The organism is Shinella granuli, assembly GCF_004341885.1.
Classification (GTDB): Bacteria; Pseudomonadota; Alphaproteobacteria; order Rhizobiales; family Rhizobiaceae; genus Shinella; species Shinella granuli.
The window spans coordinates 13,825-34,464 of sequence record NZ_SLVX01000019.1; the positions used below are offsets into that span (position 1 = coordinate 13,825).

The 20,640-nt window shown below is 67.5% G+C and carries 15 protein-coding genes and 1 other RNA gene; 11 read left to right on the plus strand and 5 right to left on the minus strand.

Going from position 1 to position 20,640, the window contains the following annotated elements; genetic code table 11:
• The first annotated feature begins 20 nt into the window (after positions 1 to 20).
• The 6 genes from EV665_RS23400 to EV665_RS23425 are packed head-to-tail and all read left to right on the plus strand — an operon-like array spanning position 21 to position 6,902.
• A complete protein-coding gene (locus EV665_RS23400; RefSeq protein WP_281048278.1) occupies positions 21 to 1,169 on the plus strand; it encodes an isovaleryl-CoA dehydrogenase in 1,149 nt (382 codons plus the stop codon).
• Positions 1,169 to 2,776 (plus strand): carboxyl transferase domain-containing protein, encoded by a 1,608-nt coding sequence (locus tag EV665_RS23405; protein WP_133035922.1) that lies wholly within the window; start codon positions 1,169 to 1,171, stop codon positions 2,774 to 2,776. The genes EV665_RS23400 and EV665_RS23405 overlap by 1 nt, the downstream gene beginning before the upstream one ends.
• A 13-nt stretch (positions 2,777 to 2,789) precedes the next feature.
• Entirely contained in the window at positions 2,790 to 3,173 is a 384-nt protein-coding gene (locus EV665_RS23410; RefSeq protein WP_064328794.1) for a RidA family protein, read from the plus strand.
• Between the two features lie 50 nt (positions 3,174 to 3,223).
• A complete protein-coding gene (locus EV665_RS23415) occupies positions 3,224 to 5,209 on the plus strand; it encodes an acetyl/propionyl/methylcrotonyl-CoA carboxylase subunit alpha (protein ID WP_133035923.1) in 1,986 nt (661 codons plus the stop codon).
• A complete protein-coding gene (locus EV665_RS23420; protein WP_133035924.1) occupies positions 5,206 to 6,066 on the plus strand; it encodes a hydroxymethylglutaryl-CoA lyase in 861 nt (286 codons plus the stop codon). Before EV665_RS23415 ends, EV665_RS23420 begins: the two co-directional genes overlap by 4 nt.
• A 35-nt stretch (positions 6,067 to 6,101) precedes the next feature.
• Complete coding sequence (locus EV665_RS23425; RefSeq protein ID WP_133035925.1) at positions 6,102 to 6,902, plus strand: crotonase/enoyl-CoA hydratase family protein; 801 nt, start codon at positions 6,102 to 6,104, stop codon at positions 6,900 to 6,902.
• A 177-nt stretch (positions 6,903 to 7,079) separates the two neighbouring features.
• Here EV665_RS23425 and pbpC read toward each other — a convergent pair whose 3' ends face one another.
• Both pbpC and EV665_RS23435 read right to left on the minus strand, forming a co-directional pair.
• Entirely contained in the window at positions 7,080 to 9,164 is a 2,085-nt protein-coding gene (gene pbpC / locus EV665_RS23430) for a penicillin-binding protein 1C (protein ID WP_133035926.1), read from the minus strand.
• Positions 9,165 to 9,187: 23 nt separating this feature from the next.
• Entirely contained in the window at positions 9,188 to 14,638 is a 5,451-nt protein-coding gene (locus EV665_RS23435; RefSeq protein WP_133035980.1) for an alpha-2-macroglobulin family protein, read from the minus strand.
• 512 nt (positions 14,639 to 15,150) lie between these two features.
• Here EV665_RS23435 and EV665_RS23440 point away from each other — a divergent pair.
• Positions 15,151 to 16,095 carry an AEC family transporter gene (locus tag EV665_RS23440; RefSeq protein WP_133035927.1) on the plus strand — a complete coding sequence of 315 codons (945 nt, stop codon included), beginning with the start codon at positions 15,151 to 15,153 and terminating at the stop codon, positions 16,093 to 16,095.
• Between the two features lie 74 nt (positions 16,096 to 16,169).
• Here EV665_RS23440 and EV665_RS23445 read toward each other — a convergent pair whose 3' ends face one another.
• Positions 16,170 to 16,919 carry a c-type cytochrome gene (locus tag EV665_RS23445; protein WP_133035928.1) on the minus strand — a complete coding sequence of 250 codons (750 nt, stop codon included), beginning with the start codon at positions 16,917 to 16,919 and terminating at the stop codon, positions 16,170 to 16,172.
• Between the two features lie 151 nt (positions 16,920 to 17,070).
• Between EV665_RS23445 and EV665_RS23450 the strand changes: the two genes are divergently transcribed.
• The 3 genes from EV665_RS23450 (at position 17,071) to EV665_RS23460 (ending at position 19,028) form a co-directional block, all read left to right on the plus strand.
• Entirely contained in the window at positions 17,071 to 17,826 is a 756-nt protein-coding gene (locus tag EV665_RS23450; protein ID WP_133035929.1) for a 3-deoxy-manno-octulosonate cytidylyltransferase, read from the plus strand.
• 12 nt (positions 17,827 to 17,838) lie between these two features.
• A complete protein-coding gene (locus EV665_RS23455; RefSeq protein WP_133035930.1) occupies positions 17,839 to 18,690 on the plus strand; it encodes a prephenate dehydratase in 852 nt (283 codons plus the stop codon).
• A 101-nt stretch (positions 18,691 to 18,791) separates the two neighbouring features.
• On the plus strand, positions 18,792 to 19,028 hold the full coding sequence (locus tag EV665_RS23460; protein ID WP_133035931.1) for a hypothetical protein: 237 nt from the start codon (positions 18,792 to 18,794) through the stop codon (positions 19,026 to 19,028).
• Between the two features lie 5 nt (positions 19,029 to 19,033).
• On the opposite strand, the gene nudC is transcribed toward EV665_RS23460, so the two are convergent.
• Positions 19,034 to 20,008, minus strand: a complete 975-nt coding sequence (gene nudC / locus EV665_RS23465; RefSeq protein WP_133035932.1) for an NAD(+) diphosphatase — start codon at positions 20,006 to 20,008, stop codon at positions 19,034 to 19,036.
• Positions 20,005 to 20,460 (minus strand): HIT domain-containing protein, encoded by a 456-nt coding sequence (locus EV665_RS23470; RefSeq protein ID WP_133035933.1) that lies wholly within the window; start codon positions 20,458 to 20,460, stop codon positions 20,005 to 20,007. The genes nudC and EV665_RS23470 overlap by 4 nt, the downstream gene beginning before the upstream one ends.
• A 71-nt stretch (positions 20,461 to 20,531) precedes the next feature.
• Between EV665_RS23470 and ffs the strand changes: the two genes are divergently transcribed.
• Positions 20,532 to 20,629, plus strand: an RNA gene (gene ffs / locus EV665_RS23475) — signal recognition particle sRNA small type.
• Positions 20,630 to 20,640: the final 11 nt, after the last annotated feature.

The window sequence follows — 20,640 nt, forward strand, 5'->3', positions numbered from 1 at the left end:
CGGACATGTACGATGCTGCGATGAGCTTCGGGCTTGGTGAGGAAATCGACGCGCTCAGGGAGAGCGTCCGGCGTTTTGCGAGCGATCGCGTCGCCCCGCAGGCGGCGGAGATCGACCGGAGCAACACCTTTCCCATGCCGCTCTGGCGCGAGCTGGGCGATCTCGGCCTGCTCGGCATCACCGCGCCGGAAGATCTCGGCGGGTCCGGCATGGGCTATCTCGCCCATTGCGTGGCGATGGAGGAGATCAGCCGCGCCTCCGCCTCGGTGGGTCTCAGCTATGGCGCCCACTCCAACCTCTGCGTCAACCAGATCGTGCGCAATGCCAGCGCCGCGCAGCGGGAAAAGTACCTGCCGAAGCTGATCTCCGGCGAGCATGTCGGCGCGCTCGCCATGTCGGAGCCGGGCGCGGGCTCCGATGTCGTCTCGATGAAGCTGCGCGCCGAAAAGCGCGGCGACCGCTATGTGCTGAACGGCAACAAGATGTGGATCACCAACGGGCCGGATGCGGATGTGCTTGTCGTCTATGCCAAGACGGATCCGGAAGCCGGCCCGCGCGGCATCACCGCCTTCCTCATCGAAAAGGGATTCAAGGGGTTCTCGACGGCGCAGAAGCTGGACAAGCTCGGCATGCGCGGCTCCAATACCTGCGAACTCGTCTTCGCCGATTGCGAGGTGCCGGAGGAAAACGTGATGGGCACCGTCGGGCGCGGCGTCAACGTTCTGATGTCCGGCCTCGATTATGAGCGCGTCGTGCTCTCGGGCGGCCCGCTCGGCATCATGGCCGCCTGCCTCGACGTGGTCATCCCCTATCTGCACGAGCGCAAGCAGTTCGACCGGCCGATCGGCGAGTTCCAGCTGATGCAGGGCAAGGTGGCCGACATGTATGTCGCCTTCAACGCCGCGCGCGCCTATGTCTATGCCGTGGCCACCGCCTGCGACAGGGGCGAGACCACGCGCAAGGACGCCGCCGGCTGCATCCTGCTCTCCGCCGAAAGCGCAACGAAGCTCGCCCTCGAAGCCATCCAGGCCCTCGGCGGCAACGGCTATATCAACGACTATCCGACGGGCCGCCTGCTGCGCGATGCGAAACTCTACGAGATCGGCGCCGGCACCTCGGAGATCCGCCGCATGCTCATCGGCCGCGAAATCTTCCAGGAGACGCTGTGATGCCGGTCATCCCCTCGGCCGTGAACACCCGCAGCGAGACCTTTGCGGCAAACCGCAAGGCCATGCTGGAGGCACTCGCCCTGGTGGAGGCGGCGGCGGACCTTGCCATGGACGGCGGCGGGGCGAAGGCGCGCGAGCGCCACGTTTCCCGGGGCAAGCTCCTGCCGCGCGACCGCGTCGCGCAATTGCTCGATCCCGGCTCTGCCTTCCTCGAAATCGGCCTCACCGCCGGCCACGGCCTCTATGACGGCGCTTCGCCCTCCGGCGGCATGATATCCGGCATCGGCCGCGTCTCCGGCCGCGAATGCATGATCGTCTGCAATGATGCGACGGTGAAGGGCGGCACCTACTATCCCATCACCGTGAAGAAGCATCTTCGCGCGCAGGAGATCGCTGCGGAGAACCGGCTGCCCTGCATCTATCTCGTCGATTCCGGCGGCGCCAACCTGCCGAACCAGGACGAGGTCTTTCCCGACCGCGATCATTTCGGCCGCATCTTCTACAATCAGGCGCAGATGTCCGCCGCCGGCATTCCGCAGGTCGCCGTCGTCATGGGCAGTTGCACGGCCGGCGGTGCCTATGTGCCGGCCATGAGCGACGAGACCGTCATCGTCGAGAACCAGGGCACGATCTTCCTCGCCGGCCCGCCCCTGGTGAAGGCGGCGACGGGCGAGGTGGTGACGGCCGAGGATCTCGGCGGCGGCGACGTGCATACCCGTCTTTCCGGCGTTGCGGACCATCTCGCGCGCGACGACCGCCATGCGCTCGCGATTGCCCGCCAGATCGCCGCCAATCTCAATACGCGTAAGCCGGAGTTTACCAAGGTCGGCAACGGCGATGCGCCGCTCTACGACCCGGAAGAGCTGCTCGGCATCGTGCCGGCCGATACCCGCACGCCCTACGACGTGCGCGAGGTGATCGCCCGCGTGGTGGACGGCTCGCGCTTCGACGAGTTCAAGGCGCGCTTCGGCACCACGCTCGTCTGCGGCTTTGCCGCGCTGCATGGCCTTCCGGTCGGCATCATCGCCAACAATGGCGTGCTCTTCTCCGAGGCCGCCCTCAAGGGCGCGCATTTCATCGAGCTCTGCGCCCAGCGCGGCATCCCGCTCCTGTTCCTGCAGAACATCACCGGCTTCATGGTCGGCCGCAAATACGAGGCCGAGGGCATCGCCAAACATGGCGCGAAGCTCGTCACCGCCGTCGCGACGGCGAAGGTGCCGAAGATCACCGTCCTGATCGGCGGCTCCTACGGTGCCGGCAATTACGGCATGTGCGGCCGGGCCTATTCGCCGCGTTTCCTGTGGACCTGGCCGAACAGCCGCATCGCCGTCATGGGCGGCGAGCAGGCGGCGGGGGTGCTTGCGACCGTCAGGCGCGAGGGCATCGAGCGCGCCGGCGGTAGCTGGAGCGCCGAGGAGGAGGCTGCCTTCAAGCAGCCGACCATCGACATGTTCGCCCGGCAGAGCCACCCGCTCTATGCCTCGGCACGGCTCTGGGACGACGGCATCGTCGATCCGCGCAAGACGCGCGACGTGCTGGCGCTTTCGCTCTCGGCAGCGCTCAATGCGCCGGTCGAGCCCACCCGTTTCGGCGTCTTCAGGATGTAGAGGAGGGAATGCCATGAACCGCGAAACCATCAATGCCAAGAACGCCCCCACCCCGCGCGGCGGTTATTCGCAGGCCGTCAAGATCGAGGATTTCAAGAAGCTGCTGTTCATCAGCGGCCAGATTCCCGTGTCGGACGACGACAAGGTGCCGGAAACGTTCGAGGAACAGGCGCGGCTCGTCTGGCGCAACATCGATGCGCAGCTTAAGGCGGCGGGCATGTCCAAGGCCGACCTCGTCAAGGTGACGACGTTTCTCTCCGACCGGCACCACGCGACCGCCAACCGCGAGATCCGCAGCGAATATCTCGGCGCCATCGCCCCGGCGATGAGCGTCGTCATCTGCGCGATCTTCGATGAGAAATGGCTGCTCGAAGTCGAGGCCATCGCGGCACAATAACGCGCGGGACCCAGGTCCCGCGTCTCCCTATCCATTTTGCCGGAGGCAGGATGTTCAGAAAGATCCTCATCGCCAACCGCGGCGAAATCGCCTGCCGCGTCATCCGCACCGCCCGCCGCATGGGCGTTGCGACGGTCGCCGTCTATTCCGACGCCGACCGGCAGGCCCTGCATGTCGCGATGGCCGACGAGGCGGTCCGCATCGGTCCGGCGGAAGCGGCGAAAAGCTACCTGGACATCCCCGCCATCATCGCGGCTGCCAAGGCGAGCGGCGCGGAGGCGGTGCATCCCGGCTACGGCTTCCTCTCGGAGAACCCCGATTTCGTCGAGGCGGTGGAGGCGGCTGGCCTCGTCTTCATCGGCCCCTCGGCAAACGCCATCCGCGCCATGGGGCTGAAGGACGCCGCCAAGGCGCTGATGGAGAAGGCCGGCGTGCCGGTCGTGCCGGGCTATCACGGCGAACGGCAGGAGGCCGATTTCCTCGCTGGCGAGGCGGCGGTGATCGGCTATCCGGTGCTGATCAAGGCCCGCGCCGGCGGCGGCGGCAAGGGCATGCGGCGGGTGGAGCGGCCCGCCGATTTTACCGCTGCGCTCGAAAGCGCCCGGCGCGAGGCCGAAAGCGCCTTCGGCGACGGCCGCGTGCTCGTCGAAAAATACATGGCAAAACCCCGCCATATCGAGGTCCAGGTCTTCGGCGACGGGCACGGCAATGTCGTGCATCTCTTCGAACGTGACTGCTCGCTCCAGCGCCGGCACCAGAAGGTCATCGAGGAAGCGCCGGCGCCCGGCATGACGGCGGAGATGCGGGCCGTGATGGGCGCGGCCGCGGTACGCGCGGCGGCGGCCACCGGCTACAGCGGCGCCGGCACCGTCGAATTCATCGCCGACGTCTCCGAAGGGCTGCGGCAGGACCGTTTCTACTTCATGGAAATGAACACGCGCCTGCAGGTCGAGCATCCGGTGACGGAGGCCATCACCGGCCTCGACCTCGTGGAATGGCAGTTGCGCGTCGCCGCCGGCGAACCCCTGCCGAAGCGGCAGGAGGACCTTGTCATCGACGGCTGGGCCTTCGAGGCCCGGCTCTATGCGGAAAATCCGGCCCGCGACTTCCTGCCGGCGACCGGTCGCCTCACCGTCTTCGAGCTGCCGGGCGAAGCCCGCATCGATTCGGGTGTACGCGCGGGCGACATCATCACCCCCTATTACGACCCGATGATCGCCAAGGTGATCACCCATGGCCGCGACCGCAAGGAGGCGCTGGCGCGGCTCGAAGCGGCGCTCGCCGCCTGCCGCGTCGGCGGACTGACGACCAATGCCGGTTTTCTCGCCCGCCTCTGCCGCCTGCCGGCCTTTGCCGCGGGCGATGTCGATACCGGCCTCATCGGCCGGGCCGGCGAGGCGTTGCTGGCCGATCCGGATGCCTCCGAAGAGGTCTTTGCGCTCGCCGCCCTCTCGGCGCTCGGCTTTCTCGACGCGCCGGCCGATCCGGATCCGTGGGGTCATGTCCGTGGTTTCCGCCTATGGGGGAATGCGGCCCAGACCGTCTTTCTCGATCATGGCGGCGTGGAACATGCCTTGCGTGTCACCGCGCTTGGCAAGGATCGCTTCCGCATCGACCATGACGGCATGGCAACGGATATCCGCGTGCAATCGGCGGATGGCCGTGCCGTCCAGGCGGATTTCGATGGGCATCTCCTGCCCGCGACGATCCACCGGAAAGGCGCCGATATCGCCGTCTTCTTCGCCGGTCACGGCCATGCCTTCGCGATCACGCAGGAGGCCGGTCATCAGGGCGAGGCGGCGGCGGGCGGCGACCGGCTCTCGGCCCCCATGCCGGGGCTCGTGCGCATCGTCTCTGTCGCGCCGGGCGCGCGCGTCGCGCGCGGCGATGCGCTGGTGACCATGGAGGCGATGAAGATGGAGCTGGTGCTGGCTGCCCCGCGCGATGGCGTGGTGGCCGCGGTGCCCGTCGCCGCAGGCGACCAGGTGGCCGAAGGCGCCCTGCTTTTGGCGCTGGAGCCGGAGGAGGCCGCATGAGCCGGCGCGTCGAGATCGTCGAGATGGCCGCCCGCGACGGCCTGCAGAACGAGAAGGCGATCATCCCCGCCGCCGACAAGATCGCGCTGATCGATCGCCTGTCGGACTGCGGCTTCCGGCGCATCGAGGCGACGAGCTTCGTCAGCCCGAAATGGGTGCCGCAGCTTGCCGACGGGGCCGAGGTGATGGCCGGCATCGCGCGAAGGCCCGGTGTTTCCTATGCGGCGCTGGTGCCCAACATGAAGGGTTACGAGGCGGCGAAGACCGCCGGTGTCGATGAGGTCGCCGTCTTCCTCTCCGCTTCCGAAGGCTTTTCGCGGGCCAACCTCAACTGCTCGATCGCCGAGAGCATCGAGCGTGCCCGGCCGGTCGCGGAAGCGGCGAAGGCGGACGGCATTCCGCTGCGCGGCTATGTCAGTTGCGTCGTGCAGTGCCCCTATGACGGGCCGGTGGAACCCTCCGCCGTGGCGCGGGTGACCCGGCAATTGCTGGACCTCGGCTGCCATGAGGTGAGCCTCGGCGACACGATCGGCCGCGCCCGCCCGGAAGAGGTGGCGGCCATGCTGGCCGTCGTAACTGCCGTCGCCGCGCCGCAGAGGCTCGCCGGCCATTTCCACGATACGGGCGGGATGGCGCTCGACAATATCCGCGTCGCGCTCGATCATGGGCTCGCCGTCTTCGATGCCTCGGTCGGCGGGCTCGGCGGCTGCCCCTATGCGCCGGGCGCGCGCGGCAATGTGGATACGCTGGCCGTGGCCGACATGCTGGCGGCGGAGGGTTTTAAGACGGGGCTCGACCGGGAGAAGCTGGCGTCAGCCGCCGCTTTCGCGCGTCGGATCACCGGCAAGATCGCCTGACATTTTGCGCTCTCAAGGAGCGAGGAGGTGAAGCCATGAACTTCGAGACGATTTCCGTATCCGTCGACCGGCGCGGCGTGGCCGCGCTGACGCTGCGCCGCCATGCGCAGCACAATGCGCTGTCCGGCCTGATGATCCGTGAACTGACGGCCGTTGCGGGCCTCCTCGGCGAGGACAGGGCGGTGCGCCTCGTCGTGCTGACGGGCGAGGGCGAGAGTTTCTGCGCCGGCGGCGATCTCAACTGGATGAAGGAGCAGATCGCCGCCACGCGCGAAGAGCGGATCGTCGAGGCGCGCCGGCTCGCCCTGATGCTGAAGGCGCTGCGCGACCTGCCGAAGCCGCTCGTCGCCCGGGTCAACGGCCAGGCCTATGGCGGCGGCGTCGGCCTCGTCAGTGTCTGTGATGCGGCGATCGCCGCGGAGGGCGCGCGCTTCGGCCTGACGGAAACCCGCCTCGGCCTCATCCCGGCGACGATCAGCCCCTATGTCGCCGCCCGTATCGGCCCTGCCGCCTTCCTGCGCCTTGCGACGTCCGCCCGCCTGTTCGACGCGGCGACGGCGCGGGGCATCGGGCTCTTGAGCCGCGTCGTGGCGCCCGACTCGCTGGACGAGGCGGTCGAGGCGGAGATCGCCCCCTATTTCGTGACGTCTCCCGAGGCGGTTGCCGCGACGAAGGCCCTTGCGCATGCGCTCGCTTCGCCGATCGACGAGAAGGTCATCGAGATGACGCTGACGCGGCTGGCCGATACCTGGGAAACGCCGGAAGCGGTGGAAGGGATCGCGGCATTTCTGGAGAAGCGCAAGGCGGGGTGGGTGCCGGCGGATACGGCGAGGTAATGTTCCGGTGACGTTGCAGCTCTGGCTTTGCCCCTCACCCTAACCCTTTCCCCGCAAGCGGGGAGATGGGACGTGCCACACGAACGGCTGTTGTTTGAGGAAACGGCGCGGCATAACCCCTTCGCTCCGCAGCCAAGGAGAAGGTGCCGGCAGGCGGATGAGGGGCAGCCGGCTCCGCTACTCGATGAACACCCTGACACTCGCCGCCCGCCCGGCGGCGTCGATGACGGTCAGCGTCGAGAAACCGGCGCCCTCCGGCATCCACTGCGTCGTGCGCCGGCGCGAGGCATCGGGCAGGACCTTGCCGTTGGCGAGCCAGCGGAAGGGCGCGCGGCCGCCCTGGAGCTTGAGCACGAGCGGCGAGATGGCCGCGCCCGTCGTCGCGCCGAGTTCCACATGGGCGCCTTCCGGCGGATAGACGATCTCCGGCGCCGGCTCGCGCGCCGTCGTGGCGACGAGGCCGCTTGCAGTGGTCGAGAAACGGCGGAGGCTCGCCGGAAGCTCGGATTGCGCAATGCGCACCGCGCCGGCCGGTGCCCGCGGCAGCGCGGTGATGGCGAGGCCGGACCGGGCGAAGGCTTCGAACAGGATGGGCGCGGCGGCGCCGTAGCCGGTGAGGCCCGGCACGGCGCCGTTGTCGGCCCGGCCGACCCAGACGCCCAGCACATGGCGGCCGTCATAGCCGACGGACCAGGCATCGCGATAGCCGTAGCTCGTGCCGGTCTTGTAGGCGATGCCGAGGCGGCGGCTGCCGGTCGGCGGCGTGACGCCGGAGAGCGCATCCGAGACATGCCAGACGGCGACAGGATCGAGCAGCGGATCGCCCGTCATCACCGCCGCATCGCGCACGATGCCGTCGCCGAGACGCACCGGCATGCCGCGATTGGCAAGCGCCGCATAGAGCTGGGTGAGATCGCGCAGCGTGATGCCGACGCCGCCAAGGCCGATGGCAAGGCCGGGCGTTTCGCCCGGCGGCAGTTCGGGATGCACCTCGGCGCGGCGGAAGCGCACCATCAGCCGCGTCGGGCCGACCGCCTCCAGGAGGCGCACGGCAGGCACGTTCAGCGACAGTTGCAGCGCCTTGCGCACGCTGACGTCCCCCTGGTAGGTCATGTCGAAATTGCGCGGCCGGTAGCCGGAAAAATCGGCCGGCCGGTCCTCGACGATGGTTTCCTGCGCGACGAGGCCTTCCTCGAAGGCGAGGCCATAGATGAAGGGTTTCAGCGCCGAGCCGGGCGAGCGGCGGATGCGCGTCATGTCGATCCAGCCGGCGCGGCTGCCGTCGAAATAGTCCGCCGAGCCGACCTCGCCGAGGATTTCGCCGGTGCGGGCATCGGCCATAACCATGGCGATCGAGACCTTCGGGCCGAGCCGCTCGGCCGCCTCGCGCGCCACCGTCTCCAGCCCGGCCTGCACGGTGCGGTCGAGCGTCGTCCTGTGTTCGCTCGCCCTGGCATCCTTGCGCAGCGCAAGCTCCGAAAGGTGGGCGGCATGGGCGGGAAGCTGGCGGCGGCGGTCGGGCACCGCTTCCGCGCTGGCGCGCTCCGCCTCGCCTTCGCCGATGACCTCGGAAACGGCCAGGCGGGTAAGCACGCGCTCGCGCGCCTTTTCCGCGGCGGCGCGGTGGCGGTCCGGCCGGCGCTTTTCGGGAAGCTGCGGCAGGGCGACGAGAAGGGCGGCCTCGGCGACGGAAAGACGCTTCGGCTCCTTGCCGAACCAGGCGAGGCTCGCCGCACGCACGCCCTCCAGGTTGCCGCCATAGGGCGCGAGCGTCAGGTAGAGATCGAGGATCTCGGCCTTGGAGAGGCGCCGTTCGAGCTGGACGGCGCGGGCCATCTGGCGCAGCTTGGCCAGCATCGAGCGGTTCTCGCGCGGCTCGATCAGCCGGGCGACCTGCATGGAGAGCGTGGAGGCGCCGGAGACGATGCGGCCATTCGTGACGAACTGCCCGGCGGCGCGCAGCAGCGCCAGCGGGTCGATGCCCGCATGCTCGTGGAAACGTCGGTCCTCATAGGCGACCAGCATGCGCAGGAACTGCGGATCGACATCGGCGGCCGTGGTCTTCAGCCGCCAGAGCCCGTCCGGCGTCGCGAAGGCGCGCAGCAGGCGGCCGTCCCGGTCGAGCACTTCCTTCGAAACGGTGTCCGCCACCGAGATCGGCGGCGGATAGGCGCGATCGGCATGGTCGAGCCCGGCGGCAAGGGCGGCGATGAACGCCGCCCCGCCGAGGGAGCCGATCAGGAGCTTGCGCCAGAGCGCCATCGGAGGTCTCCTTACCCGGCCCCTTATTCAGCCTTGACGACCTGCATGCGGCTGGTCGCGGTGCGGGCGGAATATTGCGGACGGTACATGTCCTCCACCTGCGCGGCCGGGTGGTCGTAGGTGCCCGGGGTCACGGCGCGCACGACATAGGCGAGCGTCACCTCGCGGTTGTCGCCCGCGCTGCGGTTGAAGGCCGCGACGAAGCGGTCGTAGCGGAACTCCGTATGGGCCGGCTCGATCTCGCCGATCCAGTCGAAATTCGCCAGCTTCGCGCTGTCGACGAGGCTCGGATTGTCGATCTCGAAACCGGCGGGCAGGAGATCGGTGATGATGATGCGCGACGGCCAGTCATTGTGCTCCGTCACCTTCAGCACCACGACGTAGCGCTCGTTCTGCGTCGCCTCGGAGACGTTCGCCTCCTCGCCGTCGAGCGTGTAGTAGCTGCGCTCGATGGCAAAGCCGTCGCCGCCGGCCGGCAGCGGATCGGCCGGGGCCGCGACCGTCGTCAGCATGGCCGAAACCGGCTCGCCGGAGCGGTTGGCAACCGTCAGAGGGTTGTCCATCAGCGCCTTGCCCGTCATCTGCGCGGCATAGCCGCCCGAATGCGCGGTGCCGTTGATCTCGAGCGCCAGGCCCTTGTCGGCATCCTTCACGGAACGGGCGGCGAGCAGCATCCAGGTCTGTTCCTGCGTGCTGGTCCAGCGCTTGTCCTCCCACTGCCTGGCGACCAGCTTCGTCAGGTCCGGGATGATGGTCGGAACCGGACGGGCCTCGGCGGCCAGCGCCAGGATCGCGGCGCCATCGCGCAGCGACGAACCGTAGTCAGTGCGCGAGAGGCTGGCGTTCATCACGCTGTCGCGCGACAGGCCGAGCGCATTGGAGAAGATCGTCATCGAGCGCTGGGCATCGCCGTAGAGCCCGAGCGCAGCGGCAAGATGCGCGCGGGAGAGCGGCGAGGAGAATTCCGAGAGCTTCGTGTCGGCATAGTAGCGCAGGTCGCTGATCGCGGCCTTGCGGTTGCGGGCGAGCACGTAGAGCGCATAGGCGATCTCGTTGCCCTGGCTGGTGACGTTGACGTCGTAGGAAAGCGCGTTCTGCAGGTTGGAAAGCGCCTGCAGCATGGCCTGTTCCGGCACGTCGAACGTCTGCTCGCGGGCCCGCGTCAGGAAGTCCGTGACGAAGGCATCGAGCCATAGGTCGCCGTAGCCCGGCCCCCAGAGGCCGAAGCTGCCGGAGGAGGACTGGTTGGCCAGCACCCGGTAGATCGCATCCTGCACGCGCTTTTGCGTTTCCGTGTCCTCGGCAAGGCCGGACTGCCTGGAAAGCTCGCTGAGATAGAGCAGCGGCAGCGCGCGGCTGGTCGTCTGCTCCGTGCAGCCGTAGGGATAGCGGTCGAGCGCCATCAGGAGCGCCGGGATGTCGAAGGCCGCGGCGCGAGAAACGTTGAGGCTGACGGAGGCGCCGGCAAGCTGGCTGTCGGCCAGAAGCTGGTCGTCGATCGTCAGGCTGCCATTGGCGGCGATCTCGATCGGCCGGCGCGTGGTGATCGGCATGGCGGCCGGGCGCACCGGCACGTTGAGCGCCTGTTCCAGCGACAGGCCGGCGTCGTTCGAGAGCCTGACCGTCACGACGCCGTCGCCGGCCTCGCCGCCGATCAGCGGCAGGGTGAGCGCCGTCTTGCCGCCGGGCTCGAGCCGCAGCGTCCGGCCGGCGCCGGTCTGCTCGACCATGACGGAGTCATTGTGGGTGACCTCGACCGTGTAGTCGCCGGCGGGGGCATCGGTATTGGCGATGTCGAGCCTCAGGTCGGCGCGGTCCCCGGGGGCGAGGAATTTCGGCAGGCTCGCGGTCACGACGACCGGGTCGCGGATGACGACGTCCTTCGACGCGCTGCCGATGCCGGTCTTCGTCCAGGCGACAGCCATGATGCGGGCCGTGCCGTTGAACTGCGGGATGTCGAAGCTGACCCTGGCCTTGCCTTCGGCATCCAGCTTCACGGGACCGGCGAAGAAGGCGACGAGCTTTTCTGTCGGCGGGTTGCCCGACAGCGCCCCTTCGCCGCCGTCGCCGCCGGTGCGCAGCCGCCCCGTGGCGCCGAGCGAACCGTCGATCAGCCGGCCGTAGAGATCGCGGATTTCCATGCCGAGCCGGCGCTGGCCGAAGTACCAGCCGGCCGGATCGGGCGCTTCGTAGCGGGTGAGGTTGAGGATGCCGACATCGACGGCGGCGACCGTGACATAGGCCTCCTCGTTCGCGCCCGCACCGTTGATCGCAAGCGCGATGTCGAGCGGCTGGCGCGGCAGCGTCTTTTCCGGCACGTCGAGCGCGACGTTCAGCTTGCGGTCGGCGGGATCGACCTTCAGCCAGGTGATGCCGATGGCGCGCATCGGCATGCGGCTTTCCTGGTCCGTGCCGGGGCGGAAGAGTGTCGCGGTGACATAGGAGCCGGGGCCCCATTCCCTGGTGATCGGGATTTCCACCTCGCCGCCCTCGGCGCCGATGGCGGCGGTCTTCGTGGCGATCAGGCTTTCGGCGCCGACGGTGATCAGCACCTGGCCGGCATGGCGCGGCGAGATCTTCAGCCTGGCCGTGTCGCCGACCGCGTAGTTTTCCTTGTCGAGCGAGATTTCCAGTGCGTCCGGCGTTTCCGTCGAGGTTGCGGCGACGTACCAGCCGGCATCGAACTCGATGCTGGTCGCCGGGCCGTCCGGCTCGGCGCTTTCCACTTCGAGGCGGTAGCGGCCCCAGGTGACGGGCACCGAGATGCGCCCGCCATCCGCGCCGGCATCAACCATGCCGTTGGCGATCTGCCTGGTCGAGAGCACCGGCTCGTAGCGCCACGAGCTGCCGTCACGATACCATTGGTAGTTCCGCTCGACGGCGAGCAGCTTCCAGGGCATGCCCTGCATCGCCTGCCTGGAGCCATCCGGCGCCACGGCGAGGACATGGAAGTTGGCGACGCTGTTTTCCGAAAGCTCGCCCGAAAATTCCGGCTTCACGCCGATCATCGCGCCGGCCGCCCTGACCGGCAGGGTGAGGTTGCGTTCGACGGCGCGGCCGCCTTCCTCCATCATGCGCAGCGTGACCAGCGCTTCGAGGCGCTGGGTGGTCGAGGGAAGGTCGGCGACGTTCACCTCGAAGGTCGCCTTGCCGTCGTCGTCGAGCACGTCGAGGTCTTCGAGCGAGGTGGTGCTCTCTTCGAGCGCTTCCTCGTCGGCAAGGCCGAAGACGTAGCCGGGGAAGGCGGCGTCCTGGCGCGTCGGCTTCAGCGCGACGTCACCCTCGATTTCAAGGCCGGCGCCCGGTGCGCCGTAGAGATAGCGACCCTCGACCGACACTTCGGCGGGAACGCCGGCCTCGATGACCTTCGCCTCGCTCGTCATGTCGAATTCGATGCGGTCGGGCACGAAATCATCGACGAGGAACTGCTTTTCGCCGATCGCCGTGCCCTTGGGATCGGTGAAGATCTGCATGGTCCAGGTGCCGCGCATGCTGTTTTCCTGCAGCGGCAGGTCGACGGCATGGCCGCCGAGCGCGGCGCCGTCGCTGACGATGCGGCGGTCTTCCACGCCGTCCGGGCGGTTGAAGACGAAGGTGAGCGGCAGTTTTTCCACGGCATTGGCTTCGATGTCGCGGGCGAGCGCCGTCGCGTGCACCGTCTCGCCGGCGCGGTAGATGCCGCGCTCCGTCCAGGCGAGCACGTCGATGGCGCCCGGCGCCGGGCGGCCGGTGACGCCGCGGTCGGAAAGGTCGAAGCCGGCGCGCGTCATGTCGAGGAAGACGAAGTCCGACGTGCCCTTCTTCGCGAGGATCACGGCGGGCGTGTTGGCGGCTGTGCCACGCATCAGGCCAGCGGTGAAGGTCGCGCGGCCGTCCGCATCGGTCGTCGCGGTGCCGAGCACCTCGTTGTTCTTGGCGATCAGCTGGAGCTCGACGCCGTCGAGCGGGTCGGCGCTGTCGAGCGAACGGGCGAAGACGTTGAGCCCGTCCGTGCCGGCATAGGTGGTGAGGCCGACATCCGAGACGACGAACCATTGCGTCGCCTTGGCATCCCATTCGTTCGAGCGGCCGTTCGAGGCGGCGGCGGTCAGGACGTAGACGCCGGGCTTGCGCTCCGGCAGCGCCTCGTCGACCGGGAAGCTGGTGACGACGTCCTTGTTGAGGTCGCGGGCGATCTCGATCTGACCCTGCCAGACCAGTTCACCATTGTCGTTTTCGATGCGGCTGGCGGAATAGCCGTCGAGCTGGGTGAGGAAGCGGCTTTCGGACAGCAGTCCGGCAATGGCGCGGTCGCCGACGCGGTAGAGCTTCAGGTCGGCGCTGTCGGTGTTGACGGAGACGATCGGGATGCCGCGGCGCACGCTTCCCGGCAGCACGAATCCGTCGCCCGTGAAGCGCACCATGGCGGCGCGGTCCTGCACGTAGATGTCGAGGTCGACGGCCGATTCCAGCGGCTCGTCGACCGCCGACGGCAGGCCGGGGCGGAAGGCGATCTTGTAGCGCTGGCCATGGGTGAGGCCCTCGACGCAGATCTGCCGGTCCTTGGCTTCCACGGCCTTCGGCGCCGCGCCGTCGAGCGTGACGAAGGAGGCATAGTCGGCGCCGGACTTGACGAGCGGTTCGGAGAATTCGACGCAGGCGCGTGGGCTCGCGCTGTCGGAATCGATCGTGTGGTTGACGACGCGGAAGCCCTGGCGGGCACGAAGGCCGAGATAGGCCGAGCGCACCGCGACGTCCTCCTTCAGCGCGAGGCTCGCCTTGTAGGCATTGATGCCGGCGCGGTAATTGCTCGACTTGTCGAGCGTCTCGGCGAGAACGGCGAGCGCCCGGGCGCGGGTCTCCGTCGTGCGCGAGAGCTGGTAGGCGTTGATCGCCGCAAGCGCGCCCTGGCCGGCGAGATAGCTGTTGTTGACGGCGCGCGTCATGGATTCGGCGGTCTCGATCCAGAGGTAGTAGTCGTCGGGCGCAAGCGAAAGCGCGCCCTTGAAGGCGATCAGCGCCTGGTCGAAGCGGCTGGAAGCCGTCTCGATGCGGCCGAGCGAGGCGAGGCTTTCGGCGCCCTGGCCGGTGTGCTCGCTGGCAAGCGACAGGTTGTCGCGGAAGGAGCGGGCATCGCTCATCATGTAGTCGCGGATGAAGGCCATGGCCGGCGGCGCGCCGATATCGACGGCGCTGTCGGCGCGCACGATCTTGCCGGCGACGGCGCCCTGGAAATGGTTGAGCTGGTTGAAGTCGCTCTTCAGGAAGCACCATTTCACCTTGGGATTATAGGTGAAGGCACGGCAGGACAGGTCGTCGATGCAGTCGGTCTTGCACTGGTCGAGCGTCACGTCCTGCACGGTGCGCAGGTCGAAGCCGAAATAATCGCTGTTTTCAGAGGTGACCACGGTGCGCGTTTCTTGTGCGCCTGCGGGGAGGGGAGGGGAGGCGACGGCAGCCAGAAGAAGTGCCGAGAAACCGAAGAATGCGCGCATAGACATGAAGTCCTCCTAACGCTGCCCGTCTCGTTGCCGCCGCCACTGTCCAGACCCGGATGCGGCTTGTCAATCGAAAGACGAAGCGCGTCGGGAGGGGCGAAAAGGGGGCGGCGCATGGAACCAGGGGGAAGACGTTTCAGGTTCGCCGTTCAATCGCCGGGAATGCGAAAATTTTTGCCGCGGCGTGGCGTTAACCTTTTGTTAACCATATCGGCGCAGACTTCAAATCACGGGCGAACGGTCTCTGTCATATCGCTGTTACAGCGGGCCGGTAGAACCCTCGTCAGACACGAAAGTCGTGTTTCGCAAGCGCGGTGACCACGGATGTACTGGCACCCGCGCGAAGCACTTCCCCGGCCAGGCCGGGATGAGGAAGCGGGGGGATAACCCTCGCTTTTTTCATTTGTGCGCCGCCCTTTGGCGCTGGACCCTCCTTTTGCTTTGCCCTACCCATGGTGCCCGCAGGGCGGCCGTCCTGTTGCCTTTTCTTCCGCTTTCCGGACGGTTGCATGTCTGACGTCGCCCTCAATGTCCTGCCCATCTTCGCGCTGATCTTCATCGGCTGGTTGCTCGTGCGCACCGGTTACCTGAGCGAGGCGCTGGGCGAGGGGTTGGGGGAGTTCGTCTTCCGGGTGGCCGTTCCCGTCCTGCTCTTCCGCACCATCGCGGAGGCCGATTTCGCCGGGGAATCGCCGCTGCGCATCTGGATCGGCTACTTCGCCGGGGTCGCCTTCACCTGGACGGTGGCACACCTTGTCGCCACGCTCGGCTTCGGGCGCGACCGGCGGATCGGCGTGCTCGCCGGCGTCTCCTCCGCCTTCGCCAACACCGTCTTCATCGGCCTGCCGCTGGTCTCGCGCATCGTCGGCGAGGAGGGGTTGGTGGCGATCTCCGTGCTGCTCTCCGTGCACCTGCCGGTCATGATGATCGCCGGCACGATCCTGATGGAGCGGGCGGAGCGCAAGGACGGCACGCGCGAGCCGCAGCGTATCGGCACCCTTCTCCTCGGCATCGGCAGGAGCCTGGTGCGCAATCCGCTGGTGATCGGCCTTGTCGCCGGGGCGCTGTTCCACACGGGCGGCGTGCCGCTCGCCGGGCCCGTGAAGGTTGTGGTCGACCAGCTTGCGGGGGCGGCAGCGCCGGCGGCGCTCATCTCGATCGGCATGGCGCTCAACAAGTACAAGGTCGGCGGCAATGCCGGCATCGCGCTTGCGATGACCAGCCTCAAGCTCGTGCTGCTGCCGGGCTCCGTCTATGTCGCCTGCCGGCTGCTCGGCCTCAGCCCGGAATGGACGGCCGCCATGGTACTGTGCTCCTCGGTGCCGACGGGCATCAATGCCTGGCTGCTCGCCAACCATTTCGGCGTCGGCCATGCGCTCGCCTCCTCGACGATCACCATGACGACGGCGCTCGGCGTCTTCACCGTCTCCTTCTGGGCCTGGCTGCTGGGGTGAAGCTGTTTCTTCGCGGCGGCAATAAAAAAAACCCGGCGCGATGGCCGGGTTTTTCGTCTCCATGCGCCGGCGTCTTACTGAGCCGGCTGTTCCGTCGTGGTGCCCTCGGTGGCGGCGCCGCCTTCGGCCGGGGCCGCGCCCTCGGTCGTCGTCGCGCCGCCTTCTGCGGGTGCAGCGCCTTCCGTCGTGGTGGCTGCGCCGTCAGCGGGAGCCGCACCCTCGGTGCTGGTCGCGCCGTCGGCCGGTGCGGCTGCGCCTGCATCCGCGCCTTCGCTGGAGGCGGTCGGCAGCGGTGCCGGGTTGTCGGAAAGCGTGCGCAGATAGGCGATCAGGTTGGCGCGCTCGTCGTTCTTCTTCAGGCCGGCAAAGCCCATGGCGGTGCCGGGAACATGCTTCTTCGGCGCTTCCAGGAAGTAGCTGAGGTGATCGTAGTCCCACACGACCTTCTGGCCCTCGGAGAAGGTGGTCATGCCGGCGGAATAGCTGAAGCCCTCATGCGAGGCGACCGGGCGGTTCACGATGTCCCAGAGACCGGGTCCGACCTTGTTCGGTCCACCCTTCTCCGAGGTGTGACAGCTCGCACATTTCTTGAAGGCCGTTTCGCCGGCGGTCGCATCGGCGGTGGCCAGCAACGTGGCGATCGGAACGGTTGCTGCGGCTTCGCCGCCGGCTGCCTCGCCACCGGTTTCCTCGGCCACGATCGCGAAGCCTTCCTTCTCGGGAGCGCCCGAATGGAAAATGCCTTCAGAAGCGATCGACACGGACATCAGTACGAAAACGGTGCCGAGCAGGGCACCTACGCCCATGTTCACATAAGAGTTCATCCAAACGCTCCCCTAGGAACCGGCGGACATGCGCCGGCCAGTCTTGAAATCGCGCGGAACCTATGTCTTTTGCTGCTTCGTTGCAACAGTGATTGTAGCCCCCGCACTGAGACTTTTTGACACTTTTCCCGGGGGTTTTGAAGGGCTGCAGATGAATTCCGCCAATTTTGACAAGACCCTCGTCCTCATTCCCGCGCGCATGGCCTCGACCCGGCTTCCGGGCAAGCCGCTTGCCGACATTGCGGGCCTGCCGATGATCGTGCAGGTTGCGCGTCGCGCGGCCGAGGCCGATGTCGGGCGGATCGTCGTCGCCGTCGATCACCAGGACATCTTCGACGCGGTGGTGGCCGCCGGCTTCGAGGCGGTGATGACCCGCGTCGACCACCAGTCCGGTTCAGACCGCATCCACGAGGCGCTGACCAGGAGCGATCCCGAGGGCCGGGCCGAGATCATCATCAACGTGCAGGGCGACCTGCCGACGATCGACCCGGAAACGATCCGCGCCGCCCTTCGCCCGCTGGAGAACGCCGCGACCGACATCGCCACGCTGACCACCGAGATCCGCGACGAGGAGGAGAAGACCAATCCGAATGTCGTGAAGGTCGTCGGCTCGCCGCTCAGCGAGAGCCGCCTGCGCGCCCTTTATTTCACGCGCGCGACGGCGCCGTACGGCAAGGGTCCGCTCTATCACCATATCGGCCTCTACGCCTACCGCCGCAAGGCGCTGGAAGCCTTCGTCGCGCTGAAGCCCTCGACGCTCGAAAGGCGGGAATCGCTGGAGCAGTTGCGCGCGCTGGAGGCGGGAATGCGCATCGATGCGGAGATCGTTGACACCGTTCCGCTGGGTGTCGATACTCCGGCCGACCTCGAAAAGGCCCGCGCAATGCTCGCGGCCAACCCCATCTGATCGGATCCCGCCATGATCATGAAGACCAACAGGATCGCCTTCCAGGGCGAGTTTGGCGCCAATTCCGACATGGCCAGCCGCGACATGTTCCCGAACATGGAGCCGCTGCCCTGCCAGACCTTCGAGGATGCCTTCCTGGCCGTCGAGAACGGTGATGCCGACCTCGGCATGATCCCGATCGAGAACACGATCGCCGGCCGCGTCGCCGACATCCATCATCTGCTGCCGGAATCGCGGCTGCATATCGTCGGCGAATATTTCATGCCGATCCGCTTCCAGCTCATGGTGCTGCCGGGCGTGGCGAAGGACGAGATCCGCACCGTGCACAGCCATATCCACGCGCTCGGCCAGTGCCGCAAGATCGTCCGTCTCAACGGCTGGAAACCGGTGATCGCCGGCGATACGGCAGGGGCGGCCAAGTTGGTCGCGGAAACCGGCGATCGCAGCATGGCTGCGCTCGCCCCGCGCCTTGCGGCCGATCTCTACGGCCTCTCCATCGTCGCGGAGAATGTCGAGGACACGGAAAGCAACGTCACCCGCTTCGTCGTGCTGTCGCGCGATGCGGCGCCGGTGGAGCGCGACGGGGACGAGATCATCGTCACCACCTTCGTCTTCAACGTGCGCAACATTCCGGCGGCTCTCTACAAGGCGCTCGGCGGCTTTGCGACGAACGGCATCAACATGACGAAGCTGGAAAGCTACCAGATCGGCGGCAAGTTCTACGCCACGCAGTTCTATGCCGATATCGAGGGCCATCCGGACGACCTGCCGGTGCGCCGCGCGCTGGAGGAGCTTCGCTTCTTCTCCGAAAAGGTCCGCATCCTCGGCACCTATCGCGCCCATCCGATGCGCAGCGCCTTCTGAAACTTGACGATCGTCAGGCGGGCCGGAACCGGCCCGCTGCATGGGCATTCCCCAAGGGAGCGGGTCGCAGGCGGCGGCCCTTCCGGATGAAGGAGATGCCCATGCGCACGATCACCCACATAACGATCCTCGTCTCGATGATGGTGAACGCCGTCGTCTTCGGCGTCGGCACCATCGCCATCCTCACGGTGCCGGCGTTCAACGCGCAGGCCAAATACCTGCTGCCGGCCTGGATCGTCGTCACCTTCCTCATAAGCCCCGTCATCGCCCGGCTTCTGGCGCCCCGTCTCCGGCTGCGCGAGCATCCCGGCGACCGGCCGCATTTCGGCTGGCGCTGAGCGGCTCAGACCTGCCAGTCCAGCCAGTCGCGCATCAGGCGGTGTGCGATGGCGCCCTTCGGCGGCGGGGTCGTGGCGCCGGGCGCGACGCCGGACATGGCGCTGCGCGCGATCATCGCCGCGGTCTCCTCGCGGGTGAACCAGCGGCAATCCTCCAGCTCCTGCTCGTCGCGGCGGATGTCGAAGGAGATCGCCTCCCCATAGCAGCCGATCATCAGCGAGTGCGGCAGCGGCCAGGGCTGCGAGGCATGGTAGCGCACGCGCCCGACCTTGATGCCGGATTCCTCCAGCGTCTCGCGGCGCACCGTATGCTCGATCGTCTCGCCCGGCTCCAGGAAGCCGGCGAGGCAGGAATACATGCCCTCGGGGAAATGCGGCGAGCGGCCGAGCAGGCAGAGGTCCCGCTCGATATCGATGATCAGCATGATGGCGACCGGATCGGTGCGCGGGAAGATCGTGTGGCTGCACGCCTCGCAGACGCGGCGGTAGCCGCCGATCTCCGAGCGGGTCGGCGCGCCGCACTTGCCGCAGAAGCGGTTGTTGCCGTTCCAGGTCATCAGGCTGGAGGCCTGGGCGAACTGGCCGAGCAGGTCGTCGTCGAGCATCTGCTGGCGGTAGAGCGTGCGCCCGTCCGCCGCTTTCAGCGGCTCCTGCAGCGTCTCGGGATCGGCCCTGACGGGGATCGCCAGCCGCGGCTCGCCGTTCTTCAGGTAGCCGAGCAGGATGGCCTCCTCCGGCACCGGATCGAGTTCGGCCAGCTCATAGGGCGCAAACAGCGGGTCGATGATCTTCTCGTCATGCTTCACGACGAGCTTTCCTCCGGCGATCGCAAAGGCATGCACGGTCTCGGCCTTGAAGGCCTGTTCCAGGCAGTCCGGCGCGCGGTGCTCCGACTGGCGGTCGAGGCTGTTCTCCGCGAAGGCCACCATGGTGCTGGGCTCGGGATGCGGGCGATAAAGATCGAACAGCGATGGCTTCATGGCGTGAGCGCGTCCAGGATCTTGGCCGCGAAGGCCTTGGTTTCGTCGGCCGAGCGCGGCTCGGCGGTTCCGAAACCCCAGACGGGGCCGGGCCAGTTCGGGTCGCCCTCGCTGCGCGCGATGACATGGACGTGCAACTGGCGGACGATGTTGCCGATCGCGGCGACGTTGATCTTCTCCGCCCCGGTCACCTTCTTCAGCGTTTCGGCGACAAGCGTCGTCTCGAAGGTCAGCATGGTCTGGTCCAGCGGCGTGAGGTCGAAGATCTCGCTGACATCCGGCCGCTGCGGCACCAGCATCAGCCAGGGCCAGCGGCCGTCCTTCATCAGGCGCAGCTCGCAAAGGCCAATCTTCGTCAGAAGGTCGCTGTCGCGCACGATCCGTTCGTCAAGGTGAAAGTCGCTCAAGGGATTCTCCCGGCATGCCTGTTTTCTAGAGTCATGCCACGGCATCCAAATTCGCTCCAACAGTTTTTTATCGGCCGCGCTTGCATTCGGATGGAATATTGCCGATATGGGGGACGGGAGGTTGGTGGTGGACGAGCCACTCGCCAACCGGGTCAGGTCCGGAAGGAAGCAGCCCTAACGAGCCCCGGCACGGGTCATCGTGCCAGCCTCCCACCTTACCGTCCT

Bases quoted from the DNA above. Each gene is read 5' to 3' on its own strand.
- EV665_RS23435 (WP_133035980.1), bottom strand. From the start codon at position 14,638: ATGCGCGCATTCTTCGGTTTCTCGGCACTTCTTCTGGCTGCCGTCGCC.
- EV665_RS23410 (WP_064328794.1), top strand. From the start codon at position 2,790: ATGAACCGCGAAACCATCAATGCCAAGAACGCCCCCACCCCGCGCGGC.
- nudC (WP_133035932.1), bottom strand. From the start codon at position 20,008: ATGAAGCCATCGCTGTTCGATCTTTATCGCCCGCATCCCGAGCCCAGC.
- EV665_RS23405 (WP_133035922.1), top strand. From the start codon at position 1,169: ATGCCGGTCATCCCCTCGGCCGTGAACACCCGCAGCGAGACCTTTGCG.
- EV665_RS23440 (WP_133035927.1), top strand. From the start codon at position 15,151: ATGTCTGACGTCGCCCTCAATGTCCTGCCCATCTTCGCGCTGATCTTC.
- EV665_RS23415 (WP_133035923.1), top strand. From the start codon at position 3,224: ATGTTCAGAAAGATCCTCATCGCCAACCGCGGCGAAATCGCCTGCCGC.
- EV665_RS23420 (WP_133035924.1), top strand. From the start codon at position 5,206: ATGAGCCGGCGCGTCGAGATCGTCGAGATGGCCGCCCGCGACGGCCTG.
- EV665_RS23445 (WP_133035928.1), bottom strand. From the start codon at position 16,919: ATGAACTCTTATGTGAACATGGGCGTAGGTGCCCTGCTCGGCACCGTT.
- EV665_RS23450 (WP_133035929.1), top strand. From the start codon at position 17,071: ATGAATTCCGCCAATTTTGACAAGACCCTCGTCCTCATTCCCGCGCGC.
- EV665_RS23400 (WP_281048278.1), top strand. From the start codon at position 21: ATGAGCTTCGGGCTTGGTGAGGAAATCGACGCGCTCAGGGAGAGCGTC.
- EV665_RS23460 (WP_133035931.1), top strand. From the start codon at position 18,792: ATGCGCACGATCACCCACATAACGATCCTCGTCTCGATGATGGTGAAC.
- EV665_RS23470 (WP_133035933.1), bottom strand. From the start codon at position 20,460: ATGCCGTGGCATGACTCTAGAAAACAGGCATGCCGGGAGAATCCCTTG.
- EV665_RS23425 (WP_133035925.1), top strand. From the start codon at position 6,102: ATGAACTTCGAGACGATTTCCGTATCCGTCGACCGGCGCGGCGTGGCC.
- EV665_RS23455 (WP_133035930.1), top strand. From the start codon at position 17,839: ATGATCATGAAGACCAACAGGATCGCCTTCCAGGGCGAGTTTGGCGCC.
- pbpC (WP_133035926.1), bottom strand. From the start codon at position 9,164: ATGGCGCTCTGGCGCAAGCTCCTGATCGGCTCCCTCGGCGGGGCGGCG.